The 25,387-nt window shown below is 61.3% G+C and carries 23 protein-coding genes; 9 read left to right on the forward strand and 14 right to left on the reverse strand.

Annotated elements, in window-relative coordinates:
* Nucleotides 1-741 (forward strand): metallophosphoesterase family protein, encoded by a 741-nt coding sequence (locus GGR30_RS06070; RefSeq protein WP_183483593.1) that lies wholly within the window; start codon nucleotides 1-3, stop codon nucleotides 739-741.
* Between the two features lie 35 nt (nucleotides 742-776).
* Complete coding sequence (locus tag GGR30_RS06075) at nucleotides 777-1,124, forward strand: hypothetical protein (protein WP_183483595.1); 348 nt, start codon at nucleotides 777-779, stop codon at nucleotides 1,122-1,124.
* On the opposite strand, the gene GGR30_RS06080 is transcribed toward GGR30_RS06075, so the two are convergent.
* The 7 genes from GGR30_RS06080 to GGR30_RS06110 all read right to left on the reverse strand — a co-directional run bounded on the left by GGR30_RS06080 (nucleotide 1,121) and on the right by GGR30_RS06110 (nucleotide 10,454).
* Complete coding sequence (locus GGR30_RS06080; RefSeq protein WP_246413622.1) at nucleotides 1,121-2,269, reverse strand: alpha-hydroxy acid oxidase; 1,149 nt, start codon at nucleotides 2,267-2,269, stop codon at nucleotides 1,121-1,123. The two genes, GGR30_RS06075 and GGR30_RS06080, sit on opposite strands and share 4 nt — an antisense overlap.
* Nucleotides 2,270-2,347: 78 nt before the next feature.
* A complete protein-coding gene (gene guaD, locus GGR30_RS06085; RefSeq protein ID WP_183483599.1) occupies nucleotides 2,348-3,658 on the reverse strand; it encodes a guanine deaminase in 1,311 nt (436 codons plus the stop codon).
* Entirely contained in the window at nucleotides 3,655-4,896 is a 1,242-nt protein-coding gene (locus GGR30_RS06090) for a urate hydroxylase PuuD (RefSeq protein ID WP_183483601.1), read from the reverse strand. Before GGR30_RS06090 ends, guaD begins: the two co-directional genes overlap by 4 nt.
* 97 nt (nucleotides 4,897-4,993) lie before the next feature.
* A complete protein-coding gene (gene xdhC, locus GGR30_RS06095; protein WP_183483604.1) occupies nucleotides 4,994-5,830 on the reverse strand; it encodes a xanthine dehydrogenase accessory protein XdhC in 837 nt (278 codons plus the stop codon).
* A gap of 3 nt (nucleotides 5,831-5,833) precedes the next feature.
* The gene (gene xdhB, locus GGR30_RS06100) at nucleotides 5,834-8,179 is read right to left on the reverse strand and encodes a xanthine dehydrogenase molybdopterin binding subunit (protein ID WP_183483606.1); all 2,346 of its coding nucleotides are present in this window, start codon (nucleotides 8,177-8,179) and stop codon (nucleotides 5,834-5,836) included.
* Nucleotide 8,180: 1 nt separating this feature from the next.
* On the reverse strand, nucleotides 8,181-9,644 hold the full coding sequence (gene xdhA, locus GGR30_RS06105; protein WP_210287959.1) for a xanthine dehydrogenase small subunit: 1,464 nt from the start codon (nucleotides 9,642-9,644) through the stop codon (nucleotides 8,181-8,183).
* Between the two features lie 33 nt (nucleotides 9,645-9,677).
* Nucleotides 9,678-10,454 carry a 3-hydroxybutyrate dehydrogenase gene (locus tag GGR30_RS06110; protein ID WP_183483608.1) on the reverse strand — a complete coding sequence of 259 codons (777 nt, stop codon included), beginning with the start codon at nucleotides 10,452-10,454 and terminating at the stop codon, nucleotides 9,678-9,680.
* A 248-nt stretch (nucleotides 10,455-10,702) separates the two neighbouring features.
* Here GGR30_RS06110 and GGR30_RS06115 point away from each other — a divergent pair, with 248 nt between their 5' ends.
* From GGR30_RS06115 to der, 6 genes are all read left to right on the forward strand, one after another.
* Nucleotides 10,703-11,749, forward strand: coding sequence for an LLM class flavin-dependent oxidoreductase (locus GGR30_RS06115; RefSeq protein WP_183483610.1), 1,047 nt, complete (start codon nucleotides 10,703-10,705; stop codon nucleotides 11,747-11,749).
* A gap of 27 nt (nucleotides 11,750-11,776) precedes the next feature.
* The gene (map, locus tag GGR30_RS06120; protein WP_183483612.1) at nucleotides 11,777-12,535 is read left to right on the forward strand and encodes a type I methionyl aminopeptidase; all 759 of its coding nucleotides are present in this window, start codon (nucleotides 11,777-11,779) and stop codon (nucleotides 12,533-12,535) included.
* 131 nt (nucleotides 12,536-12,666) lie between these two features.
* Entirely contained in the window at nucleotides 12,667-13,938 is a 1,272-nt protein-coding gene (gene sbmA, locus GGR30_RS06125) for a peptide antibiotic transporter SbmA (RefSeq protein WP_183483615.1), read from the forward strand.
* Between the two features lie 69 nt (nucleotides 13,939-14,007).
* Nucleotides 14,008-14,595 carry an NnrU family protein gene (locus GGR30_RS06130; RefSeq protein ID WP_183483618.1) on the forward strand — a complete coding sequence of 196 codons (588 nt, stop codon included), beginning with the start codon at nucleotides 14,008-14,010 and terminating at the stop codon, nucleotides 14,593-14,595.
* A gap of 118 nt (nucleotides 14,596-14,713) precedes the next feature.
* The gene (locus tag GGR30_RS06135) at nucleotides 14,714-15,394 is read left to right on the forward strand and encodes a tetratricopeptide repeat protein (protein ID WP_183483620.1); all 681 of its coding nucleotides are present in this window, start codon (nucleotides 14,714-14,716) and stop codon (nucleotides 15,392-15,394) included.
* A gap of 19 nt (nucleotides 15,395-15,413) precedes the next feature.
* Entirely contained in the window at nucleotides 15,414-16,841 is a 1,428-nt protein-coding gene (der, locus tag GGR30_RS06140; protein ID WP_183483623.1) for a ribosome biogenesis GTPase Der, read from the forward strand.
* Here der and GGR30_RS06145 read toward each other — a convergent pair whose 3' ends face one another.
* Complete coding sequence (locus tag GGR30_RS06145) at nucleotides 16,842-17,876, reverse strand: glycosyltransferase (RefSeq protein ID WP_183483625.1); 1,035 nt, start codon at nucleotides 17,874-17,876, stop codon at nucleotides 16,842-16,844. It abuts the gene before it with no gap.
* Between the two features lie 196 nt (nucleotides 17,877-18,072).
* Here GGR30_RS06145 and bglA point away from each other — a divergent pair, with 196 nt between their 5' ends.
* Nucleotides 18,073-19,722, forward strand: coding sequence for a beta-galactosidase BglA (bglA, locus tag GGR30_RS06150; protein ID WP_183483627.1), 1,650 nt, complete (start codon nucleotides 18,073-18,075; stop codon nucleotides 19,720-19,722).
* Between the two features lie 44 nt (nucleotides 19,723-19,766).
* Here the strand turns inward: bglA and GGR30_RS06155 are convergent, their stop codons facing one another.
* From GGR30_RS06155 to choV, 6 genes are all read right to left on the reverse strand, one after another.
* Entirely contained in the window at nucleotides 19,767-20,423 is a 657-nt protein-coding gene (locus tag GGR30_RS06155; RefSeq protein ID WP_183483629.1) for an aquaporin, read from the reverse strand.
* A gap of 191 nt (nucleotides 20,424-20,614) precedes the next feature.
* The gene (locus tag GGR30_RS06160) at nucleotides 20,615-21,487 is read right to left on the reverse strand and encodes an aldose 1-epimerase family protein (protein ID WP_183483631.1); all 873 of its coding nucleotides are present in this window, start codon (nucleotides 21,485-21,487) and stop codon (nucleotides 20,615-20,617) included.
* Between the two features lie 40 nt (nucleotides 21,488-21,527).
* Entirely contained in the window at nucleotides 21,528-22,850 is a 1,323-nt protein-coding gene (gene aptA, locus GGR30_RS06165) for an omega-aminotransferase AptA (protein ID WP_183483633.1), read from the reverse strand.
* Nucleotides 22,851-23,142: 292 nt separating this feature from the next.
* On the reverse strand, nucleotides 23,143-23,463 hold the full coding sequence (locus GGR30_RS06170; protein WP_183483636.1) for a metalloregulator ArsR/SmtB family transcription factor: 321 nt from the start codon (nucleotides 23,461-23,463) through the stop codon (nucleotides 23,143-23,145).
* A gap of 72 nt (nucleotides 23,464-23,535) precedes the next feature.
* The gene (locus GGR30_RS06175; protein WP_183483638.1) at nucleotides 23,536-24,264 is read right to left on the reverse strand and encodes a HugZ family pyridoxamine 5'-phosphate oxidase; all 729 of its coding nucleotides are present in this window, start codon (nucleotides 24,262-24,264) and stop codon (nucleotides 23,536-23,538) included.
* A complete protein-coding gene (gene choV, locus GGR30_RS06180) occupies nucleotides 24,261-25,328 on the reverse strand; it encodes a choline ABC transporter ATP-binding protein (protein ID WP_183483640.1) in 1,068 nt (355 codons plus the stop codon). Before choV ends, GGR30_RS06175 begins: the two co-directional genes overlap by 4 nt.
* Nucleotides 25,329-25,387 lie beyond the last annotated feature (59 nt).

The raw sequence follows: 25,387 nt of genomic DNA on the forward strand, positions 1-25,387 counted from the left end.
ATGAAGATCGCAGCACTCGCCGATATCCATGGCAATATCGATGCGCTGGAGGCGGTGCTGGCCGATCTTGAGCGCCACAAGCCGGACACGATCGTCAATCTCGGCGACAGCCTGTCATCGCCGCTCGCCGCCGGCGAGACGGCCGAGCGGCTTCTGCCGATGTCGCTGCCCACGGTGCGCGGCAATCATGACCGTTGTCTCGTCGACCGTCCGGAAAGCGAGATGGGCGACTGGGAGGCTCCGGCCTTTCGTCAGCTTTCGCCCGCACACCTGCAGTGGATCCGCGATATGCCCAGCGCTCTGGTGGTCGAGGGCGAAGTTTATCTCTGCCACGCCACGCCGCAGCAGGACGACGTGATGTGGACCGAGGAACTGCTGCCGTCCGGACATTTCGCGCTGAAGGAACAGGCGGAGGTTGAGGCGCTCGGGGAAGGCATTTCCTATCCGCTGATCCTGTGCGGCCACTCCCACATTGCCCGCTCGGTGTTGCTTTCCGGCAACCGGATCCTCGTCAATCCAGGCTCCGTCGGCTGTCCCGGCTTTACCTACCACGTTCCTGTCGACCACAAGCTGGAAACGGCACACCCGTTCGCCTGCTACGCCATCATCGAGAAAACCAGCGACGGCTGGCAGCCGACCTTCCATCAGGTGCGCTACGACACGACCCGCATGGCCGCGCTGGCGCGCGAGGCGGGTTATGAGGACTGGGCGCGCGTGATCGGGACGGGGCGGGTGGAATAACAGATTGGCTGCCACGCTGGTTGGGGCATCGTAAAATGAAAGATGCGGACAATGAAGGTTATAGAAGCTTCGCGCGTGGGGGGCTCACGGCCGTAGTTACCGTAAATTCCGGGGCCTTGGTTGCTCTTGTCTCGCAACTCTCAAGCCTCAAAGACCCATCGAATGGGCCTTGCTTAAAAGCCTCTTTCATTTGCTGGGTAGCAGGTATTGTGTTGGGGCTATTGGCTTGGGCTACCGCCGCCGCAGCAGCTCAATCGTTCGCGAATGAAAAATACCGGCGTGAAGCCTTTTTTGCTGCGGCGGGCTTTCTTCTCTTTTTTCTATCGATCCTAAGCTTTATCGCCGGCGTCGGGTTTGTTTTTCAAGCGGTTTTTCCGTCCTAGAACCCCACCTTCGCGATAATCTCCCGATCGATCTCCTCGATGTCGCGCTTGCCGCAAAGGGCCATGGTCACGTCGAGCTCCTTGCGGATGATGTCGAGGGCGCGGGTGACGCCTTTCTTGCCCATGGCGCCGAGGCCGTAAAGATAAGGGCGGCCGATATAGGTGCCCTTGGCGCCGAGCGCGCGGGCCTTCAGCACATCCTGGCCGGAGCGGATGCCGCCATCCATGTGGATTTCGATATCGCCCTGAACCGCATCGACGATTTCCGGCAGAACCGAGATCGAGGACCGTGCGCCGTCGAGCTGGCGACCGCCGTGGTTGGAGACGATGATCGCATCCGCGCCGGTCTTTGCCGCCATCTTCGCGTCCTCGGCATCGAGCACGCCCTTCAGGATCAGCGGGCCGCCCCAGCGTTCCTTGATCCAGTCGACATCGGCCCAGGAAAGCTTCGGATCGAACTGTTCGGCCGTCCAGACGGCAAGCGAGGAAAGGTCGGACGAGGCCGGCGCATGGCCGACGATGTTGCGGAAGGTGCGGCGCTTGGTCTGAAGCATCTCCAGCGCCCAGAAGGGCCGCGTGCCGACCTGCCAGACATGTTTGGGCGTGAATTTCGGCGGAGTCGACAGGCCGTTGACGAGGTCCTTGTGACGCTGGCCGAGGATCTGCAGGTCAAGCGTCAGCACCAGCGCGCCGCAATTGGCAGCCTTTGCCCGGTCGATCAGATCGCCGACGAAGCCGCGATCCTTCATTACGTAAAGCTGGAACCAGAAGGGCTCCTTGGTGTGCTCTGCCACATCCTCGATCGAGCAGACGCTCATGGTCGAGAGCGTGAAGGGAACGCCGGCCTCTTCCGCCGCCTGTGCCGCCAGAATCTCGCCGTCGGCATGCTGCATGCCGCAAAGGCCGGTCGGCGCCAGCGCAACCGGCATCGACACCTTGCGGCCGATCATCGTCGTTTCCAGCGAGCGGTCGGTCATGTCGACCAGCACGCGCTGGCGAAGGTTGATCCTGGCAAAATCCGTCTCGTTGGCGCGGTAGGTGCTTTCCGTCCAGGCACCGCTGTCGGCATAGTCGTAAAACATCTTCGGCACGCGCCATTTCGCGCGCTTCTTCAGGTCGGCAATGGTCAACGGCTCTGAAAACATGAGCTCCTCCCACATCAAATATGAATGCTCTTATTACATATGAATATATATCTGCCAACCGGCTTTTGCGCGATGCACCTACAAACCGGATTTGACCGGGTTGCCGGCCACATAGGTCTCCGCGATCGCCCTGTCGTCGCCCATTGTCTGCAACAGGAACAGCTCCTCCGCAAGGGTGGAGACGGCGTCCATTTTGAGCGCCATGGCGGGCGTCGCGCGCGCATCGAGCACCACCAGGTCGGCATCGCTGTCAGGATCCAGCGTCCCGATCCGGTCTGCAAGCGAAAGCGCCTCGGCATTGCCCAGCGTCATCGCGAAAAAGCTCTCCAGCGGGTTGAGGCGTTCGCCGCGCAATTGCTGGATCTTGTAGGCCTCGTCCATGGTCTTCAGCATGGAATAGCTGGTGCCGCCGCCAATATCGGTCGCAACGGCGATGCGCACCGGCTTTTCGCGGGTCTCGTAATCCTTGAACGGGAACAGGCCCGAGCCGAGGAAGAGGTTGGAGGTCGGGCAGTGGACGGCGACCGCGCCGGTCTCGTTGAGCACGTCGCGTTCACGTTCGGAAAGGTGGATCGCGTGGCCGAGAAGGGTCTTTGCGCCCAGAAGGTCATAGCGGGCGTAGATATCGGTATAGTCCTGCGCTTCCGGATAAAGCTCCAGCGCGCGTTCGATTTCCGCCGTGTTTTCGGAAAGATGCGTCTGGATATGCAGGTCGGGAAATTCCCGCGCCAGCGCTCCGGTCACTTCCATCTGTTCGTGCGAGGAGGTCAGCGCGAAACGCGGCGAGATGACCACGTGGTTGCGCGCCTTGCCGTGCCAGTCGGCAATCACCGCCTTGGTGTCGTCATAGGCTGATTGCGGCGTGTCAGTCAGCACTTCCGGCGCATTGCAATCCATCAGCACCTTGCCGCCGAGCATCAGCATGTTGCGCTTCGAAGCTTCGGCGAAATAGGCATCTGCCGAGGCCTTGTGCACCGAGCAATAGGCAACCGCCGTAGTGGTACCCTGGCGGATCATCTCGTCAAAAAAGGAAACGGCAATGCGGGCGCCATGGGCGGGATCGGCGAAGCGCTGCTCCTCGACGAAGGTGTAGGTGTTGAGCCATTCCAGAAGATTGGCGGCATAGGAGCCGACCACCTGCATCTGCGGAAAGTGAAGATGCGTGTCGATCAGGCCCGGCAGGATCAGGTTTGGGCGATGGTCGACGATTTCCGCGCCCTCCGGCGCATCGAGCAGGATGGTTTCGAACGGGCCGAACGCCAAAATGCGGCCCCCTGAAATCAGCAGGCCGCCATCGTCCTCATACACATAGCTTTCGGTGTCCGAAATCGACAGAGGCCGGCGGTTGAAGCTCAGGAGCCGGCCCCTCAGGATGCGTGGTGGGGTCATTCAGCCTTCTTTCCGCTGGTGCTGGATCTGTACCAGGCCACCAGTTTTTCCCGCTCGTCATCCGTCATGCTGGTAACGTTGCCGGGCGGCATGGCATGGCTGCGGGCAGCCTGCAGGTAAATCTGTCCGGCGCGCGAGGCAATTTCCGCATCGGTCTCGAAGCGGACGTTGAGCGGCGGACGGTGAATGCCTTCCCATACGGGTTCCGCCGCATGGCACATGGAACAGCGCGAGGAGACGATCTCCTTCGCCGAGGCGAAGTGCGGGTCCTGCGCGAACTTCTCGAAGGCGGGTGCGACGGCCATGTTCGGATCCTCTGCCGTAAACAGTTTCGGCGATGTCGAAAGCCACATCATCAGGATGAAGATGATCGCCGTCAGCAGCCATGTCCAGTTCGGCTGGCCTTTGCGGGCATGCATGGTGTTGAAATAGTGCCGGATCGTGACGCCCATGAGGAAGACGAGGGCCGCGATCACCCAGTTGAAGGTGGTGGCAAAGGCCAGCGGGTAGTGGTTCGACAGCATGAAGAAGATGACCGGCAGGGTCAGGTAGTTGTTATGCGTCGAACGCTGCTTGGCCTCCTTGCCGAGCTTGGGATCAGGGATCTTGCCCGCCTTCAGATCGGCGACCACGATCTTCTGGTTCGGGATGATGACGAAGAACACGTTCGCCGTCATGATCGTCGCGGTGAACGCGCCCATATGCAGGAAGGCGGCGCGGCCGGTGAAGACATGGGTATAGCCCCAGGCCATCAGGATCAGCAGCACGTAAAGCAGCAGCATCAGCCCGACCGTGTGCTTGCCGAGCGGCGATTTGCACAGATAGTGATAGAACAGCCAGCCGATCGACAGCGAGGCGAGCGAGATCAGGATGGCGACCGGGGCGGAGACATCGAGGACGCTGCGATTGACCAGGAACAGATCCGCGCCGCCGTAATAGACCAGAACCAGCATCAGGAAGCCGGAAACCCACGTCATGTAGGATTCCCATTTGAACCACACCAGATGCTCCGGCATGTTCGAAGGCGCGACCATGTATTTCTGCAGGTGGTAGAAGCCGCCGCCGTGGACCTGCCACTCCTCGCCGCTCACCCCTTCCGGCATGCCGGGACGCGCGATCAGTCCCAGGTCCAGCGCGATGAAATAGAAGGATGAGCCGATCCAGGCAATTGCCGTGACGACATGCAGCCAGCGCACGGCAAATTGCGCCCATTCCCAGAAAATGGCCAGTTCAAACATAAATTGTGCCCCCAAACGTCAGATGCGGGAATGATGCGAAATTTTGCCGCGAAAAAAAAGTGCCGGAGCGCAAAGAAGACAAATTAGTTGAGCCTTTTCAGTTCTTTGCTCGTTCTGCGGGCAGCCTGCCTGCTTTTGCGGCAGAAATGACGTGGATAAGTTCACTTGCAACCAGGGCGGCAATCACGGCCGGACGCTTGTCGGCAACGCCGGCGCCGATCGGCATGGTCAGCCGCGAGAGCTCTGTTTCACTCAAGCCCTCCTTCCGCGCAAAATTCAGGAACGTCGCCCGCTTGGTCTTCGAGCCGATCATGCCGCAATAGGAAAGATCGTCGCGTTTCAGCGCTTCCGTCGCGATCAGAAAATCAAGCGCATGGTCATGGGTAAGGATGACGGCGGCACTGCCGGACGGCAGGCGTGCGACTTCGGCCTCCGGCATCGGCGAGAGGCGAAGCGCGACGGTCTCCGGCAGCGGCCCATCCATTTCCGGGCGGGTCTCGATCACAGTCGTGTTGAAGGGTAGAGGAGCAAGCGCCTGCGCGAGCGCCACGCCGACATGCCCGCCGCCGAAAATATAGACCGAAGGGTTGGATGCCGCCTTCTCCGCAAGCAAGTTCAGCAGGCGATCGACTGTGCCGGTTTCCGCGACCTCAAAGCCGAGAACCGTCCGCCCGCCGCAGCATTGGCCGATCTCGGGGCCGAGGGGAATGTCGAGCCGCAGCGGTGCGTCATGTCCTTTCAGCAGACGCCGGGCATGATCGATCGCGATATATTCGAGCTGGCCGCCGCCGATCGTCCCGCAGGTGGCGTCACTTGAAACGACCATCACCGCGCCTGCCTCGCGCGGCGTCGAGCCCTTGATCTCGGTCACCGTGACAATGACGGCGGCCGGATGGGCCTCGAAAAAACGCCGGAATGTCGCGACCTCGCTCATGCCTCACGCCTTCTTCATCCGCTCCACCGCCATCAGCACGCGCTCGGGCGTTGCCGGGGCATCAAGCCTCGGGCAGACGCGGTAGTCGGCGACGCTGGCAACGGCCATGGAGATCGCCTCCAGCGCCGAGATTGCCAGCATGAAGGGCGGTTCGCCGACGGCCTTGGAACGGCCGATAGTCGGTTCCAGATTTTCGGAAAAATCGGTGAGCTTGACGTTGAAGATCTTCGGCCGATCGGAAGCAAGCGGGATCTTGTAGGTGGACGGCGCATGGGTGCGAAGCCGCCCCTTGTCGTCCCACCACAATTCCTCCGTCGTCAGCCAGCCGAGACCCTGCACGAAGCCGCCCTCGATCTGGCCGATATCGATGGTCGGGTTCAGCGACCGCCCGGCATCGTGGAGGATGTCGGTCCGGTCGAACAGGTATTCGCCGGTCAGCGTATCGATCGAGACCTCGGTGCAGGCCGCGCCATAGGCGAAATAGTAGAACGGTCGGCCCTTGCCTGCCGCGCGGTCCCAGTGGATCTTTGGCGTCTTGTAGAAGCCTGCGGCCGAAAGCTGGATACGGGCAAAATAGGCGGCCTTGATCAGATCGGGGAAAGGAATTTCTTCCTTTCCGATGCGCACCCGGTTCGGCAGGAACTCGATTTCCTCCGGCGCGACATTCCAGTGTTCGGCGGCAAAGGCGACCAGCCGGTCGCGGATCTGCATCGCGCCGTTCCAGGCTGCCATGCCGTTGAGGTCGGAGCCGGACGAGGCGGCGGTAGCCGAGGTGTTCGGCACCTTGCCGGTCGTCGTCGCGGTGATCTTCACCCGTTCGAGGTCGATCTGGAAGACGTCGGCGACCACCTGGGCAACCTTGATGTAGAGCCCCTGACCCATCTCCGTGCCGCCGTGATTGAGTTGCACCGAGCCGTCCTGATAGACATGGACGAGGGCGCCGGCCTGGTTGAAGGCGGTCATGGTGAAGGAAATGCCGAATTTCACCGGCGTCAGCGCGATGCCCTTCTTGATGATCGGACTGGTCTTGTTGAAGTCGATGATTGCCTGCCTGCGGGCGCGATAGTCCGAGGTCTGTTCCAGTTCCTCGACCACGCGCAGGATGATGTTGTCCTCCACCGTCTGGTGGTAGGGCGTCACATCGCGGCCGGAGCCGTTGGGTCCGTAGAAATTCGCCTTGCGGATATCGAGCGGGTCTTTCTGCAGCGCGTAGGCGATCTCCTCGATGAAGCGCTCGCCCGCCAGCATGCCCTGCGGCCCGCCGAAACCGCGATAGGCGGTATTCGAGCAGGTATGCGTCTTCAACGGTCGGGAGACCATGTGCACGTTCGGATAATAATAGGAACTGTCGGCGTGAAACAGCGTGCGGTCGGTCACCGGACCGGAAAGGTCGGAGGAAAAGCCGCAGCGCCCGGCAAAGGTCGCGTCCACGCCTTCGATCACGCCGTCGTCGTCGAAGCCGATATCGTAGAAGGCGACGAAATCGTGACGCTTGCCGGTGATCACCATGTCCTCGTCGCGGTCGGGACGGACCTTGATGGCGCGGTTCAGCTTCTTGGCCGCAAGGGCCGCGATCGCGGCAAAGCCGTTGCCCTGGGTCTCCTTGCCGCCAAAACCGCCGCCCATGCGCCGCTGATAGACGGTGACGGCGTTTGACGGAATATCGAGCACATGGCCGACGATGTGCTGGATCTCGCTTGGATGCTGGGTTGATGACCAGACGGCCACCTCGTCATCCTCACCGGGAATGGCGAGCGCGATCTGGCTTTCGAGGTAGAAATGTTCCTGTCCGCCGATTTCCATCTCGCCGGTGATCCTGCGCGGCGCCTTGTCGAGCGCGGCTTTGGCATCGCCGCGCTGAAGCGTCATTGGCGTGATGACATTGGGGGCGTCATGGGCAATCGCGTCACGCACATTGGTCCAGAAGGGCAGGTCATCATAGGTGATCTTCGCCAGCCGGGCTGCCGCGCGGGCCTGATGCCGGGTTTCGGCGATCACCGCGAACATGATCTGGCCGTGATACTCGACCTCTTCATTGGCAAAGAGCGGCTCGTCGTGATTGCCGCCCGAGGAAATATCATTGGTGCCTGGGACATCCTTCGCCGACAGCACGGCGACCACGCCGGGGGCTTCCGCCACCGCCGACAGGTCCATTCCGGCAATGCGCGCGTGCGGACGTTCGGAAAGGCCGAGGCCGACATGCAGAAGGCCTGCGGGTTCCGGAATGTCATCGATGTATTCAGCGGTGCCGGCCACATGCTTGTGGGCGGAATCGTGAACGCGGGGCTTGTGCATGCCGCCGGAAATCTCGGTCTTCAGGGAAAGCGCGTCATTGGTCTGCTTGTCCATCTTACGCCTCCTCGCGTTCGAAGCGTGAGAGTTCCTGCGGGCTGCCCCCGGTTTCCATGAGCAGGCGGGAGAGAAGGTTCTTGGCCGCGAGCATGCGATATTCGGCTGTCGCGCGCATATCGGTCATCGGCTGGTAGTCGCTCTCAAAGGCGGGCCGGGCCGCTTCCACGGTCTCGGTCGTCCACGGCTTGCCGGAAAGGGCGGCCTCCACATGGGCCGCGCGTTTCGGAATGCCGGCCATGCCGCCATAGGCGATGCGGATCTTGTCGACCGTGCCGTCGGCTGAAAGCTCAAGATAGAAGGCTCCGCAAAGGGCGGAAATATCCTCTTCGCGGCGTTTGGAAACCTTGTAGACCGCGTAATGCGCGCCCTCGGCCGGCTTCGGAACGGTGAGCGAGAGGACGAATTCGCCCGGTCGCCGGTCCTGCTTGCCGTAGTCGCGAAAATAATCCTCAAGCGCGATGGAGCGCGTGCAGTCCTTCGATTGCAGCGTCAGCGTCGCCCCGAGCGCGATCAGGGCGGGCGGCGTATCGCCGATCGGCGAGCCATTGGCGACATTGCCGCCGATCGTGCCCATATTGCGCACCTGCTCGCCGCCAATGCGGTCGATCAGCCGGGAGAGCGCCGGGATCTTGCCGGAAAGCGCCGGGAACGCTTCAGTATAGGTGACGCCCGCGCCGATGATGAAGCTCTTCTCCGTCTCGGTGATCGTCTGCAGCTCTTCCAGATGGTTGATGAACACCATCGGGTTCAGTTCGCGCATCTGCTTGGTGACCCAAAGACCGACATCGGTCGAGCCTGCTACGATCGTCGCGTCGCGATATTCGGCGAGCACCTCGGCAAGGGCCTCGGCGGAGCCCGGAATGATACCGCGCTTGCTTTCGGTGCCGATGGTGATGGTCTCGCCGGTCTTCATTGCCGCAAGCCTTGCCATCACGCTTTCGCGTTCCCGCGCCAGCGCATCGAAAGCGGCATCCGGGCGTATGGCAGAGGCCTTTTCCGCCGCCTTGATGATGGGCTCGTAGCCGGTGCAGCGACAGAGATTGCCCTGCAATGCCTTCTCGATTGCCTGTCGGGACGGCTTTTCGTTTTCCATCCACAACGCATAAAGCGACATGACGAAGCCCGGCGTGCAGAAGCCGCATTGCGAGCCGTTCATGTCGACCATGGCCTGCTGGACGGGATGGAGCGCACCGTCCTTGGCGGCCAGATGCTCGACGGTGACGACATGGGTGGCATTCAGCGATGCGGTGAAGCGGATGCAGGAATTGACCGTCTCGTAGACAAGCCTTCCGCGCGTCAGCCTGCCGACCAGCACGGTGCAGGCGCCGCAATCGCCCTCGGCGCAGCCTTCCTTTGAGCCCGTCAGGCGGCGCTTGATGCGCAGATAGTCGAGCAGGGTTTCCGACGGCGAAAACCTGTCGCGCGTTACGTCCCTGTCGTTCAGGATGAACCGTATCGTCATCAAAATTCCTTCAGCATACCCCGGAGGCGGGGGTTATTGGGCGGTCCAACCGCCGTCAATCGAAATATGCGTACCGGTGACCTGGCTGGCGGCGTCGCTTGCAAGATAAAGCGCCGCGGCGGCGATCTGCTCGACGGTCACGAACTGTTTGGTCGGCTGGGCGGCGAGAAGAACGTCGGTCTTCACCTGTTCTTCCGTCAGGCCGCGCGCTTTGGCCGTATCCGGGATCTGTTTCTGCACGAGCGGGGTCAGCACATAACCGGGGCAGATGGCGTTGACCGTGATGTTGTGGCGGGCAAGCTCCAGCGCGACCGTCTTGGTCAGCCCCATCATGCCGTGCTTCGCCGCGACATAGGCGGACTTGAACGGCGAGGCGACCAGCCCGTGGGCGGAAACCAGATTGATGATCCGGCCATGGCCCGCCTTCTTCATCAGCGGAACCGCATTATGGATCGTATGGAAGGAACTCGTCAGATTGATGGCGATGATCTGATCCCATTTTTCCGGCGGAAAATCCTCGATTGCGCTGACATGCTGCACGCCGGCATTGTTGACCAATACGTCGAGCCCGCCGAAGGTCTGGTCGGCAGTCGCAATCAGATCCGCGATCTCGTCTGGCTTGGTCATGTCGGCGGGGTGGTAGATTACCGATCCCTCGCCGAGGCTGCCGACGCTTTCGACTGCCTGATTGATCGCCTCTTCCGATCCGAAACCGTTGATGACGAGATTGTCTCCGGCCTTCGCGAAGCCTTCGGCAATGCCGAGGCCGATCCCGCTGGTGGAACCGGTCACCACTACTGTGCGCGCCATGATATGTATGCCATTCCCGTTCTTGTTGTTGTTTGCGATTTGCCAGAAAGGTTATGCGCAAACCGGAAGCCATGCAATTGCTTGCACGCGGGGAGATGGCAAGAAATGCACCCGGCCTGTGGTGATCTGGAGGAAGGTGTGAACACAGCGTTTCGCAAGCGGTGACGGCCGATCCCGTGACTTGCGGCAGGCGATGCTCCATATCAGGGTCCGACGCAATTCAGCTTCTGGCTTGAAAGGACGAACTGATGGAACTGGGTGTCTTCACATTTGCCGATGTCGATCCGTCCGACGGCATCGATCGCGGGCGCGAGGCCGAACGTCGCATGAAGGACCTGATGGAGGAGATCAGGCTGGCGGATGATGTCGGGCTCGACGTCTTCGGCGTCGGCGAGCATCACCGCGTCGACTATCTGGTCTCTTCGCCGGCAACCGTGCTGGCCGGCGCCGCCACGACGACGAAGAATATCCGGCTGACGAGCGCGGTTTCGATTCTGTCCTCCGATGATCCCGTGCGCGTGTTCCAACAGTTCTCCTCCGTCGACTTGCTGTCTTCGGGTCGGGCGGAAATCATGGCCGGGCGCGGCTCCTTCATCGAGAGCTTTCCGCTGTTCGGCTACCCGCTGGAGGCCTATGACGAGCTGTTTTCGGAAAAACTCGATCTCCTGTTGAAGATCCGCGAGAACGAAAGGGTCACGTGGGAAGGCAATACGCGCGCGCCGCTCAAGGATCAGCCGGTCTATCCGCGTCCGGTGCAGAACCCGCTGCCGGTCTGGATCGCCGCCGGCGGCACGCCGCAGTCGATGGCGCGCGCCGGCTTTCTCGGCCTGCCGCTGATCATCGCCATCCTTGGCGGCCAGCCGCGCCGGTTTGCGCCGCTCTTCGACATCCACCGCCAGGCGGGGCTTCAGGCCGGTCATGATCCGGCAAAGCTGAAGCGCGGCATTTCCGTCCACGGTTTTCTCGCCGATACGGCGGAAGAGGCTGCCGACATCTTCTTCGAGCCACAAAAGGCCGTCATGGACCGGCTCGGACGCGAGCGCGGCTGGGGCCCGCAAAGCCGGGCGCAATTCGATGCCTCGATGGGGCCGGAAGGCGCGTTGTTCGTTGGCGGACCGGAGGATCTGGCGAAGAAGATCGTCGCCCACCAGCGCATTTTCGGCCTCGACCGGTTCATGATTCAGTTCGCCGTCGGGCTTGTGCCGCAAGACCGGGTCTTGCATGCCATCGAGCTGTTCGGCAAAAGGGTCGCGCCGATGGTGCGCGAAATGCTCGCCGACGGCGAACCGGTTTAGAATTCGAAAGTTGAAAAGAGGGCCTGGATGATCGTTACCACGGAAGAAGAGCTTCAGGCCCTGAAGGACATCGGCCGCATCTGCGCGGGCGCGGTCGAGATCATGTCGAAGGCGCTGGAGCCCGGCATCACCACGCTTGAACTCGACCAGATCGGCCGCAAGTTCCTCGACGACAATGGCGCGCAGTCGGCGCCGGAAGTGACCTATCGGTTTCCCGGCGCGACCTGCATCTCCGTCAACGAGGAGGTCGCCCACGGCATTCCGGGCGACCGGGTGATTGCCGCCGGAGACCTCGTCAATATCGATGTTTCGGCCGAGAAGAACGGCTTCTTCTCCGATACCGGCGCGTCCTTCGCCGTCCCGCCGGTGACGTCGAAGATCAAACGCCTCTGCCGGGACGGCAAGCGGGCGATGTGGACGGGGATCAACCAGGTGAAGCCCGGCGGCGATTTCGCCGATATCGGCAACGCCATCGGCGATTTTGCCAAGAAGAACCGCTATTCGCTGATCCGCAACCTCGCCAGCCACGGCATCGGCCGTTCGCTGCATGAGGAACCGTCTGAGATCTCCACATGGCCGGACAGGAGCGAGCGGCGGCGCATCGCCGAAGGGCATGTCTTCACGGTCGAGCCGTTCCTCTCGCTCGGCGGCGAATTCGCCGAGGAAGAAGAGGATCAGGACTGGGTGCTCTATTCGATCCCGAAGGCGCTGACGGTACAGTTCGAGCACACGCTGGTGGCAACCCGCAACGGGCCGCTGATCCTGACGCTTCCCGAGGGCGAATAGGCCACGATCCGGTTTGCGTGCGCGCAACCGATTTGCCGACCTGAACAATGTTTAATTTCTCTTTCGACCGTTTTTTGCCATAGATGGGCGAAGAACCCTTTCATTCGTGACTTTTCCGGAAGGCCAACCCATTGTTTCAGTCGTTTTTTCCGAAACCGAAACTGTTTTTCGCCTCCGCCGTCATCTGGTCTCTCATCGGCATTCTGCTTTGGTACACGGTCATGCGCGAGGTCGGGGTCGGCATAGGCTTTGCCCCATATCCGCAGGGCGAGCAGCCCATCGGGCTTGCGCACTTCATCACCCCCGATTTCCTCTGGTTCTACATCTATTACGCCGCTTTCACCGTCGCTTTCGGCGTCTTCTGGTGGTTTTTCGGCGACAATCGAAAATGGCAGGCCTGGTCGGTATGGGGCTCGTCGCTGATCATCTTCATCACCTATTTCTCGGTGCAGGTCTCCGTCGCGATCAACAACTGGCGGCGGCCTTTCGGCGATACGCTGCAGGCGGCGCTCGAGGGCAATCAGGGCATTACTGAAGGTGATTTCTATTCGCTGATGCTGATCTTCTTCCAGATCACCTCGCTCAGTGTCATCATCTTCATCCTGTCGCGTTTCTTCATCAGCCACTACATTTTCCGCTGGCGCACGGCGATGAACGACTACTACACCGGTATGTGGGAGCGGGTGCGCCATATCGAGGGCGCTTCCCAGCGTGTCCAGGAAGACACGATGCGCTTTGCCTCGATCATGGAGGGGCTCGGCGTCTCCATCATCGATTCGGTGATGACGCTGATCGCCTTCCTGCCCGTGCTGTTCTCGCTTTCAAGCTATGTGACGCATCTGCCGATCATCGGCGAAATCCCGGCGCCGCTGTTCAATGCCGCGATCTTCTGGTCGCTGTTCGGGACGGTGCTGCTCGCCGTCGTCGGCATCAAGTTGCCGGGGCTGGAATTCCGCAACCAGCGCGTGGAGGCTGCCTATCGTAAGGAACTGGTCTATGGCGAGGACCACGAAGACCGCGCCGACCCGATCACGCTGCGTGAACTCTTCACCAATGTGCGCCGCAACTATTTCCGGCTTTACCTGCACTACACCTATTTCAACCTGTTCCGCAGCCTCTATCTGCAGGCTGACAACATCTTCGCCTATTTCATTCTGGTGCCGACCATGGTCGCCGGCAAGATCACCTACGGTATCGTCCAGCAGATCCTGACAGCCTTTGGTCAGGTGTCGAGTTCGTTCCAGTATCTGGTTCTTTCCTGGACGACGATCATCGAGCTGATCTCGATCTACAAACGTCTGAAGGCCTTCGAAGCCGCGATCTTTGGCATGGACCTGCCGGAAATCGACCGCGAGGACTATCAGGAGCCGGGTGGAGCCGTGGCCGATACGCATCCGGACTGAGCGGCTTCAAAACGCTGCGGTTCGGGATTATTGTGCGCATGTCTTCGCGCCTTCAAGGGGAATAGCGCCATGGTCATGCTCATCATTGCCGTTCTGATCTTCACCGGCATTCATCTCATTCACACCTTCGCTCCGGGCTTTCGCCAGGCGATGATCGATCGGCTGGGGGAGAATGCCTGGAGGGGCGTGTTCTCGATCGCGGCCCTTGCCGCGCTCATCTTCATGATCTGGGCCTTCGGCCATGCCCGCCAGCAGGGCATCGTCCTCTACGCGCCGCCCTTCTGGATGGCGCATATCACCATTCTCTTGATGCTGATCGCGATGATCTGTCTTGCCGCGAGCTTCTTTCCGCCGGGGCGGATCACGACCATGGCCAAGCATCCGCTGGTGCTGTCGGTGAAGATCTGGGCCCTGGCCCACCTTCTGGCCAATGGCGAGGCGGCCTCCGTCATCCTGTTTGCCGGCCTGCTCGTCTGGGCGGTCATTCTCAGGATTTCGCTGGCGAAGCGCGAGCGGGCCGGCAATTACAGCCGCAAGCCTTTCGTTTCCGCGCGCTATGATGCCTATGCCTTCGTCGTCGGGATCGCGCTCTGGGGGCTGTTCATCTGGAAGCTTCACGTCTGGCTGATCGGAGTTCCGGTTTCATTCGCCGCGTGAAAAGTGAAAAACGGTGCAATATCGCCCGGCGCATGCGGCTTTTTCCCTTACAACGGGAAGAAAAAACGGCTAGAAGGCGCGGCACTGGACTTTAAGAAATTCATGCCGGAGTGACGGAATGGCTAATCAGGACGACAGTTTTATCCGCGAGGTCAATGAGGAGCTGCGTTCCGACAGAATGAAGGACGCATGGCGGCGCTTCGGGCGTTATCTCATCGCGGCTGCCGTGCTGCTCGTTATCGGAACCGCCGGTTGGCGCGGTTATGAATACTGGCAGGCCCGCAAGGCGGCCGAATCCGGCGATATCTTCCTGACGGCTCTGAACGAGATCGAGGCCGGCAATCTGGATGCTGCCGGAGAGACGCTTTCCAAGCTCGAAGCCGAGGGGCACGGCTCCTATCCCGTTCTCGCCGAACTGCGCTCGGCGACGCTTCTGTCGGAAGCCGGTGATACGGCCGCCGCCGTCTCCGCCTTTTCCTCGATCGGCAAGGACCGCAGCGTGCCGGCAGCCATCCGCGACGCCGCTAAGCTGCGCGCCGGCTGGCTTCTGGTCGATACCGGGACCTATGAGCAGGTTTCGGCGGAAGTGGAGGAACTTGCCAATGACGGCAACCCGTTCCGCTTCTCCGCCCGCGAAATCCTCGGTCTTTCCGCCTATGGTCACCAGGATTATCCTCGTGCCCAGGAATGGTTCGAGGAAATCGCCAACGATCCGGAAGCGCCGCGCAATGTGCTGAACCGCGCGCAGATCCTGCTCGAGGTGATGACCGCCAACGGTGAAATCCAGGATGCCGGCTAAGCCGGCCCGAGAGGAATAGATGAGTTTCAAGGTCGCAATCGTCGGAAGGCCGAATGTCGGCAAGTCCACGCTGTTCAACCGTCTGGTCGGGCAGAAGCTGGCGCTTGTCGACGACACGCCGGGGGTGACCCGCGACCGCCGGCCGGGCGATGCGCGGCTGTTTGATCTCCGCTTCACCATCATCGACACGGCCGGCCTCGAAGAGGCCGCCGCCGACACGCTGCCGGGGCGCATGCGCGCGCAGACGGAAGCGGCGATCGACGAAGCGGACCTGTCTCTGTTTCTCATCGACGCAAAGGCTGGACTGACGCCCGCCGATACGACCCTTGCCGAACTGCTGCGTCGCCGCGGCAAGCCCGTTGTGCTGGTTGCCAACAAGGCGGAAGCCCGCGGTTCGGATGCCGGCTTTTACGACGCCTTCACGCTTGGGCTCGGCGAACCCTGCCCGATCTCGGCCGAACATGGCCAGGGCATGAACGACCTGCGCGAAGCGATCATCGAGGCGATCGGCGAAGACCGTGCCTTCGGCAAGGACGATGACGGCGCGGAAGCCGAAACCGATGTGATGCTGACGCGCGAGGAAGCCGAGAACCCGGAAGAGGTCGCACCTTACGACGACAGCAAGCCCTTGCGGGTGGCAATCGTCGGCCGCCCGAATGCCGGCAAATCGACGCTGATCAACCGCTATCTTGGCGAGGAGCGGCTTCTGACCGGTCCCGAAGCCGGTATTACGCGTGATTCCATCTCTGTTGAATGGGAATGGCGCGGCCGCGCCATCAAGCTGTTCGACACTGCCGGCATGCGCCGCAAGGCAAGGGTTGTGGAGAAGCTGGAAAAGCTTTCCGTTTCCGACGCCTTGCGCGCCATCCGCTTCGCCGAATGCGTGGTGATCGTCTTTGATGCGACGATCCCGTTCGAAAAGCAGGACCTGCAGATTGTCGATCTCGTGCTGCGCGAGGGCAGGGCGGCTGTCATCGCCTTCAACAAGTGGGACATGATCGAGGACCGCCAGCAGGTGCTTGCGGACCTGCGGGAAAAGACCGACCGGTTGCTGCCGCAGGCCCGCGGCATTCGCGCCGTGCCGATCTCCGGCGAGCGGGGCACCGGCCTCGACAAGCTGATGCAGGCGGTCGCCGATACCGACAAGGTGTGGAACCGCAGGATTTCCACGGCCCGGCTCAACCGCTGGCTCGATGGTCAGACCGTCAGCCATCCGCCGCCCGCCGTTTCCGGCCGGCGCCTCAGGATGAAATACATGACGCAGGTGAAGACCCGCCCGCCTGGTTTCATGATTTCCTGCACAAGGCCGGATGCCGTTCCGGAGAGCTATATCCGCTACCTGACCAACGGCCTTCGCAATGATTTCGACATGCCGGGCGTGCCGATCCGCATTCATTTCCGCGCCGGCGACAACCCGTTCGAGCACAAGCGCAAGAAGAAGCGCTGATTAGTCGCCGTGGGCGGCGACCATATTGTCGTGGAACTGCCTGGCCGCCGCCTCCCAGGTATAGGACAACGCCAGTTCGCGGGCTTTTTCCGGTTCGCATTCGAGAGCTTTCAGACAGGCCGCCTCGAGATCGTCGTCAAGCACGCCGGCCTGATCATGCCCGCCAAGAATATCGCTCGGGCCGGTCACCGGAAAGGCTGCCACGGGAACGCCGCTTGAGAGCGCCTCTATGATGGTGTTGCCGAAGGTGTCGGTTTTCGAGGTGAAGACGAAAACATCCGCCTCCGCATAGGCCTTTGCAAGGGCCTCGTCCCGCAGCATGCCGGCGAAATAAGCCTCGGGAAACTTTTCCTCGAGCGCCTTGCGGGCCGGACCGTCACCGACAACCACGATACTGCCCGGAAGCTTGAGCTCCAGCAAAGCGGGAAGGTTCTTCTCCACTGCGACGCGGGCAACGGTGAGGAAAACCGGGCGTTTGAGTCCGCCGAACGGGGCCTCCGATTTCGGGCGGGGTTGAAACAGTCTGTTGTCGATGCCCCTGCTCCAGCGCATCAGATTTTTGATGCCGCGCTCTTCCAGCTCGCGCGCCAGGCTGTCGGTCGCCACCATGCAGCCATTGCCGGAGTTGTGGAACCGGCGGACGATGCCATAGAGCATGTCTTTCGGGATCGGCAGGCGGGCCGCGACATATTCGGGAAAGCGGGTGTGGTAGCTGGTCGTAAAGCGCATGCCGCGCTTCAGGCAATAGCGGCGCGCCTTGAAGCCGAGCGGCCCTTCGGTCGCGATATGGACATAGTCCGGCGCGCTTTTGGCAATCTTGCGGGCAACCTGCCCATAGGTGGCAAGCGCCAGGCGGATTTCGGGATAGGTCGGCATCGGCATGCTGCGGAAGAGGTCGGGCGTGATCATTGTCACCGCGACCCCCATCTTTTCCAGTTCGCGGTTGGTGCTCTCGATCGAGCGAACAACGCCGTTGACCTGCGGATGCCAGGCATCGGATACGAGGGTCAGTCTCTTGAGCGCCTTGTCGTTCACTTCCGTCTTCCGATTCTCCCGCAGGCTCGTGCCGCCAGTCCGGACCTGTTATCCAAGCGATGTTACAGCCGTATTACACCGCTCTGACGGCGCAAAAGCCAGATGCGGATAAAGAGCGATCTCCATTTACCTGCCGCGGGCGCGACGATAGGCTGGCGGCCAGTGAATTCAGACGATTTCAGGCAAGGATTTTCCAATGACCGGCGAGAAAAGCGAAAACGGCGCATGGTGGCGCGGCGGCGTCATCTACCAGATCTATCCGCGCTCGTTCCAGGACACGACCGGTGACGGGATCGGCGACCTGCCGGGCATCACCCGCCGGCTTGCCTATGTCGCCGAGCTCGGCGTCGACGCGATCTGGCTGTCGCCCTTCTTCAAGTCGCCGATGGCCGACATGGGCTATGATGTCTCCGACTATCTCGATGTCGATCCGATGTTCGGCACGCTCGATGATTTCCGGGCGCTCGTGGCCGAGGCCCATCGGCTGGGCCTCAAGGTCATCATCGACCAGGTGCTTTCCCACACCTCCGACCAGCATGCCTGGTTCAGGGAGAGCCGCAAGAGCAAGGTGAATGACAAGGCCGACTGGTTCGTCTGGGCCGATGCCAAGCCGGACGGGACCGCACCCAACAACTGGCTGTCGATCTTCGGCGGACCGGCCTGGGAATGGGACGGTACGCGCAAGCAGTACTACATGCACAATTTCCTGGCGAGCCAGCCGGACCTCAATTTCCACTGCAAGGCCGTCCAGGACGCGCTTCTTGAGACCGTGCGCTTCTGGCTGGACCTCGGCGTTGACGGTTTCCGTCTCGACACGGTGAACTATTATTTTTGCGACGCGAAACTGCGCGACAATCCGGCGGTCGACGGCGAGCTTGGACCGGCCGGCCTCGATGCGCCCGATGTGAACCCCTATGGATTCCAGCAGCATATCTACGACAAGACGCGGCCGGAGAATATCGCCTTTCTGCAGCGCTTCCGGGCACTGCTCGATGAGTATGACGATCGCTCATCGGTGGGAGAAGTAGGCGACGGCGCGCGATCCCTGAAGACTGTCGCTGCCTATACCTCCGGCAATGACAAGCTGCATATGTGCTACACGTTCGACTTTCTCGGACCAAATTTCTCGCCCGCGCACATCCGCGATTGCGTGGAGAATTTCTTCGCCACGGTGAAGGATGGCTGGGTGTGCTGGGCATTTTCCAATCACGATGTCGACCGCCATGTCTCGCGCTTTGCCAAAACGGAAGCGGAGCGGGAGCCGGTGGCGCGACTCGCCATTTCGCTGCTCGCGAGTTTGCGCGGCTCCATCTGCCTCTATCAGGGCGAGGAACTGGGGCTGCCCCAGGCCGACATTGCCTTCGAGGATCTGCAGGACCCCTATGGCATCCGATTCTGGCCCTCCTTCAAGGGGCGAGACGGCTGCCGCACGCCGATGCCGTGGAGCAATGTCGCCCCGCATGCCGGCTTCACCACGGCCGACAAGCCCTGGCTGCCGGTGCCGGCGGAGCATCTGCCGCTTTCGGTGTTCGAGCAGGCGCCTGAGCCGGACACGGTCTACAACCACTACCGCGCCGTGCTGTCCTTCCGCGCCGAACACGACGTGCTCTTCGATGGCGACATCGCCTTCATGGACAGCGATGATGACGACGTGCTGATCTTTACCCGTCAGAAGAACGGAAAGACGCTGCTGTTCGTCTATAATTTCGCCGACACGCCGAAATCCGTGCCGTTGCAAGTCGCGCTCGAGCATGTCGACAGTCTTGACCTGCCGGGCATGACCGGCGTCCTGAATGGCGCCCATGTCGACCTCGGCGCCTTTGACGGATTTTGCGCCCGCCTCTGAGAGGGCCGGCCGGACGCAGCACGTGGCGGCGTCCGGCCTTTCAATCAGTCTTCAAGCAGCTTGAAGCGGAAGAAGAGGGCGCCGAGCAGGCCGCCGGCCAGCGGGGCGACGATGAACAGCCAGAGCTGGGAAAGGGCCTGGCCTCCGGCGAGCAGGGCAGGGCCGAAGCTTCGCGCAGGATTGACAGAGACGCCAGTGACCTGAATGCCGACGAGGTGGATCGCCGTCAGGGTCAGGCCGATGGCGAGCCCGGCAAAGCCGGCGGCTGCGGCCTTGCCCGTCGAGCCGAGAATGACGACGACGAATATCGCGGTGAAGACCACTTCGAAGATGAGGGCGGCAGGCAGGGCATATTCTCCGAGATAGCCCGGACCCCAGCCATTCTGACCCAGATTTGCGGTCGAGCCGGCGATGACGGCGAGGATGGCTGCGCCTGCGAGCGCGCCTGCAAACTGGGCGATCCAGTACCGGATCATTTCGCCAGCCGACATGCGACCGCTGATGAATACGCCGAGACTGACGGCCGGATTGACATGACAGCCGGAGACCGGGCCGATGCCGTAGGCCATGGCGACGATCGCGAGGCCAAAGGCAAACGCAATTCCCGTCTGGCCGATAGAATCGCCCCCGAGCACTGCTGCGCCGCAGCCGAAAAGAACCAGAACTGCCGTTCCGACAAATTCCGCTACCAATTTTTTCATCTGGAGATCCCTGAAAACGGCGGCGCGCTCAGGTGTCCGGCGGGCCGACCGAAGTTTGCTACGATTGGTTGAGCGACCCGATTTTTCTCGACCTATGCAGCATTGTCAGGATTTCGGCAATGGGAATCTTTCGACGTCGATATTTCCTGGAGTGGGCTGTGGATAATGCACGGTATCCGTGCCCGTTTTCCCTACGCCTCTATTTCAACCGACCACGAGAAGCGCGCGCTTTCTCCCGCCTGGAGAACCTTGGTAAAGGGTCGCGCCTCAAGGGCTGCGCCCTTGCCGTTGGCCGCGGCCATGCCGTGCCAGGGCTCGACGCAGATATAGGGCGCGCCGGGCTTGGTCCAGAGTGCCAGGTTGGGAAGGCCCTCAAAGGCAAAATGGAGCGTGGGTCCGTCTTCGGCGCTGTAGGTCAGACGGTCGCCCGCGCCTTCCGGGAAGATCATCGCGTCGTCCTCGAAATAATCATGGTCGAGCGCCAGGATGCCCTCGGAGAAGGGCGAGGGCAGAGGGGCCAGGTCCAGAAGTCCGCCGCGCAGCCGGATCATCGCCGGTTCGTTGCGGTTCGCCAACGAGATGTGGTGGACGTGGCCCTTGACCATGCCGGGCATGGGCCAGCAGAAGGCGGGGTGGAAGCCGAAGCCGAAGGGCATCGGTCGGTCATTCCTGTTCTCGACCGTCGCCGAAACGGTGAGCGTCTTTCCTTCCAGCGCATGCTCGATCGCAAGGCGGAAGGCGAAAGGGTAGGACTTTCGTGTTTCATGCGTGTCGGTCAGAACGAAACGGCAGAGCGCCGCCCTCTGCTCTTCGAGCGTGAACAGGCTCTTCCGGGCGAAGCCGTGCTGTTTCATGGCGAAGGTCTTGCCATCGATTTCCACTCGATCGTCAGGCGCCTTGCCGACGATCGGAAACAGGATCGGCGCGCGTCCGGTCCAGAATTCCGGGTCGCCGTTCCACAGCCAGTCCTTTCCGTCGGAAGTCTTCAGCGATTGCGTCTCGGCACCGAGCGGCGAGACGGTGACGGCAAGGGCTTCGTTGGCGATGCGGATGGCGTCGGTCATGATCGGGCTCCCATGGATCTGCGTCTCGGGTCAGTTGCGCTCAGATATTGCTCATCAACACCTTGCGCAGCTTGTCGAACAATTCGTCGATCTCGGCCTTGGAGATGATCAGCGGCGGCGACAGGGCGATGATGTCGCCGGTGGTGCGGATCAGAAGACCGTCCTCATAGGCCTTCAGGAAGGCGGAGAAGGCGCGCTTGGTCGGCTCGCCGGCGATCGGCTCCAGCTCGATTGCGCCGATCAGACCGAGATTGCGGATATCGATGACGTGCGGGCAGTCCTTCAGGCTGTGAAGCTGCTCTTCCCAATAGGGCGAAAGCTCCTTTGCCCGGGTCAGCAGCCCTTCGTCCTGATAGGTTTCAAGCGTGGCGAGGCCGGCGGCGGACGCGATCGGGTTGCCCGAATAGGTATAGCCGTGCATGAACTCGATCATGTGCTCCGGGCCATTCATGAAGGCGTCGTGGATCTCGTCCTTGACGAAAACCGCGCCCATCGGGATGACGCCGTTGGTCAGGCCCTTGGCCGTGGTCATGATGTCCGGCGTCACGCCGAAATACTCGGCGGCAAACGGCGCGCCGATGCGCCCGAAACCGGTGATCACCTCATCGAAGATCAGCAGGATGCCGTGCTTGTCGCAGATTTCGCGCAGCCGCTGCAGATAGCCCTTCGGCGGAATGAGGACGCCGGTGGAGCCGGCCACGGGCTCGACGATCACGGCGGCGACGGTGGAAGGATCATGCAGCGCGACGATCCGCTCCAGTGTGTCGGCGAGATCGGCGCCGTGATCGGGCTGGCCCTTGGTGAAGGCGTTCTTTTCCGGCAGGTGCGTATGGGGAATGTGGTCGACGCCGGTCAGAAGCGTGCCGAACATCTTGCGGTTCGAGACGATGCCGCCAACGGAGGTGCCGCCGAAATTGATGCCGTGATAGGCGCGCTCGCGGCCGATCAGGCGGAAGCGCTCGCCCTGTCCGTTCGCGCGGTGATAGGCAAGCGCGATCTTCAGCGCGGTATCAACGGATTCGGAGCCGGAATTGGTGTAGAAGACATGGCCCATGCCTTCAGGCGCCAGATCGACCAGACGGTTGGCCAGTTCGAAGGCCTTTGGATGGCCGAGCTGGAAGGCCGGCGCATAGTCGAGCTCGCCCGCCTGGGCGCGGATCGCCTCGGTGATCTTCGGGCGGCAATGGCCGGCATTGACGCACCACAGCCCGGCCGTGCCGTCTAGCACCGTGCGGCCGTCGACGGTCTTGTAATACATGTCCTTGGCCGAGGCGAACATGCGTGGCGCCTTCTTGAACTGCCGGTTCGCGGTAAACGGCATCCAGAAGGCTTCGAGATTGTTGGGGGCGACGCGGTCGGACATAAGCTGCTCCACAGAAGAAAGCGACCCGTTTGCCGGGTCATGCTTTTTTGGAATTATACGGAGGAGCACGTTATCAGCGGATGGAGCGCCGTCAAGCTGGAAGGCGGGAGGGTATCAGGCATGCACCAGAACTGCCTCGCAGATGCCGAGACATTCTGCCCCAGACGCGGAAACCCGCCAGAGGTTCCCGCTGCGATCCTGATGCATCGGATCGTTAAAGGACCCGACGGGCGCCCATCTGGCCGCGCCGTCTTGGTTGTGGTCGGTCCGGCGAATGGGTCGGAGCCGGAGCTTACCCGGCAAGCGTGTCGCGCCAGCCCGAGCGGTCGTAGATGTCATCAAGCGTGTCGAGGAGCTTTTTCACCGGTTCCGCGTGGGTGCTGTAGAAAATCGTCTGCGCTTCACGGCGCGTCTCGACCAGATTCTGTGCACGCAACTTTGAGAGGTGCTGAGATAGTGCCGATTGACTCAATCCTACCCTGTTGGCGAGTGCGCCGACCGGCATCTCGCTTTCGATCAGAACGCAGAGAATCTGGAGGCGTTTGGGATTGGCCATGGCCGAGAGAAGGCCTGCTGCTACAGCGGTTTTGTCCGATTGTGTGTTTGTTGTCACGGTGGTGTTTCCTTTGCTGGACAGCGACGCTACATACGTTTCTTATCGAGAAATAACTTACACAAGTTATAATTAAAAAGTAATCTTAAATTTTGGGTATTTTCCGACCAGTTCGTGGAAAAAAGAAAGCAATTCATCGTTATTAGTTGCTACTTTTTCAAAGTCGTGGCGGAAGATTTCTTGACCGTTCCGGACATATATACCTTCAGGATCGATGTCTATTAAAGCAAGTCCTTGTATTTGAACTTGAGACAATATGCTTTCGGCATGTTTTTTTACGAAAGGAAGGTCGAGCCACTGATAGCCCGACAGAGCGTCGGGGCGGACGATGTCGTCCTTATCGAGTGCATAGGCCCTGCCGAAACCACCATTGAGATTGGCCGAGACCGGTTCCAGCCGGAAGAGGTTGAAATCCGGAAAATCAATGTAGGTCTTGGCTTTTTTGTGGCGGCTGAGGAAACGTTCACGCAACCGTGAATGGTGTTCGCCTTCGCGCGAAAGCAAATGCGCATGGCAGCGCGTGGTCAGGCGCGGATGGGCCAGCGGATCTCCCTTGGCCGGCTCTCCCGTCAGGATCGAGACGCGGCTATCGGCCTCGATGGCGCGTGTGTGGACGGAAAGCCTCGAGATCAGGATTGCCGGGGCGCCGTCGATATCGGTCGCAAGCAGCACGCGGCTGGCCAGTGGAAAGCCGGTCTCCGGTTCGTTAACGGCAAGCGCGGCAAAGGGCGCTTCGCGAATGAGTTTTCGCGCCAGCGCTCTTGCCGCCTCATCGGTTTCGCGCAGGACATTTTCTTTCATCGATTGCTCTCCTGAGGTTCGGGCGAGCGGGAAGTGGCCAGACGGGCCATCAGGTCCTGCTCGGTGATCGTTCCGGCGATCCGCCCGCGGTCGATGACGCCGATCGTGCCCGGGCGTTCGGCGAGGGCGCGCAGCAGCGCCGCTGCGTTGGTTTCCGGCTTTACCGTCGCCGAAATGGGTGCTGAGAGCTGGGCGCGGTCGGTTACAGGCCGCATGATGTCGGCGGCAGTCAGAAAGGCAAAGCGGTTTGCGTGCGCGACGAAGTCGGCGACATAGTCTGTGGCCGGGTGGTTGACGATCTCGCGCGCCGTGCCGGTCTGGATAAGCTTTCCCGCCTGCATGATGGCGATACGGTTTCCGAGCTTGATAGCCTCGTCCAGATCATGGCTGACGAACACTATGGTTTTCCTGAGCCGTCGCTGCAGCGACAGCAACTCATCCTGAAGGTGGGCCCGGATGAGAGGGTCGAGCGCCGAGAACGGCTCGTCCATGAGCAGAACCGGCGCGCCCGTGGCGAAGGCGCGCGCGAGGCCGACCCGCTGCTGCATGCCGCCGGAAAGGGTATGGACGGGCTGACCGGCCCAGTCGGAAAGGCCGACAAGCTCCAGTTGCTCTTCGATCCGATCGCGCCTTTCCCTCTTCGTCACGCCCGCAAGTTCGAGCCCGAAGCCGACATTTTCCGCCACGCTGCGCCATGGCAGCAAGGCGAATTGCTGAAAGACCATCGACACCGAACGGTTCCTGAGCGTGCGAAGGGCGCGGCTGCCATCGGTGTAAGGGTTGATCGCGCCCCTTTCGGTATGAACAACCACATTGCCGCGCGTGACCGGCGCCAGGCCGTTGACCGCACGCAGCAGGGTAGATTTTCCGGAACCCGAAAGCCCCATCAACACGACGATTTCACCTTCGTTGACTGAAAGTGACGCATCGCTGACGCCGACCAGGTTGCCGGTCTTCTTCAATATGTCGTCGCGGGAAAGGCCGGCGTCAATCAATGGCAGCGTGCGTTCGGGGCGCTTGCCGAAAACGATGTCGATATTGCGGAGCTCGAGGGCCTTGTTCATGGATAAAGACTTTCGAAGCGGATGACGAAGAAGCGGGCAATGCGGCGCCCGGCCGCGAT

This window comes from Martelella radicis, from assembly GCF_014196625.1.
Taxonomy (GTDB): Bacteria; Pseudomonadota; Alphaproteobacteria; order Rhizobiales; family Rhizobiaceae; genus Martelella; species Martelella radicis.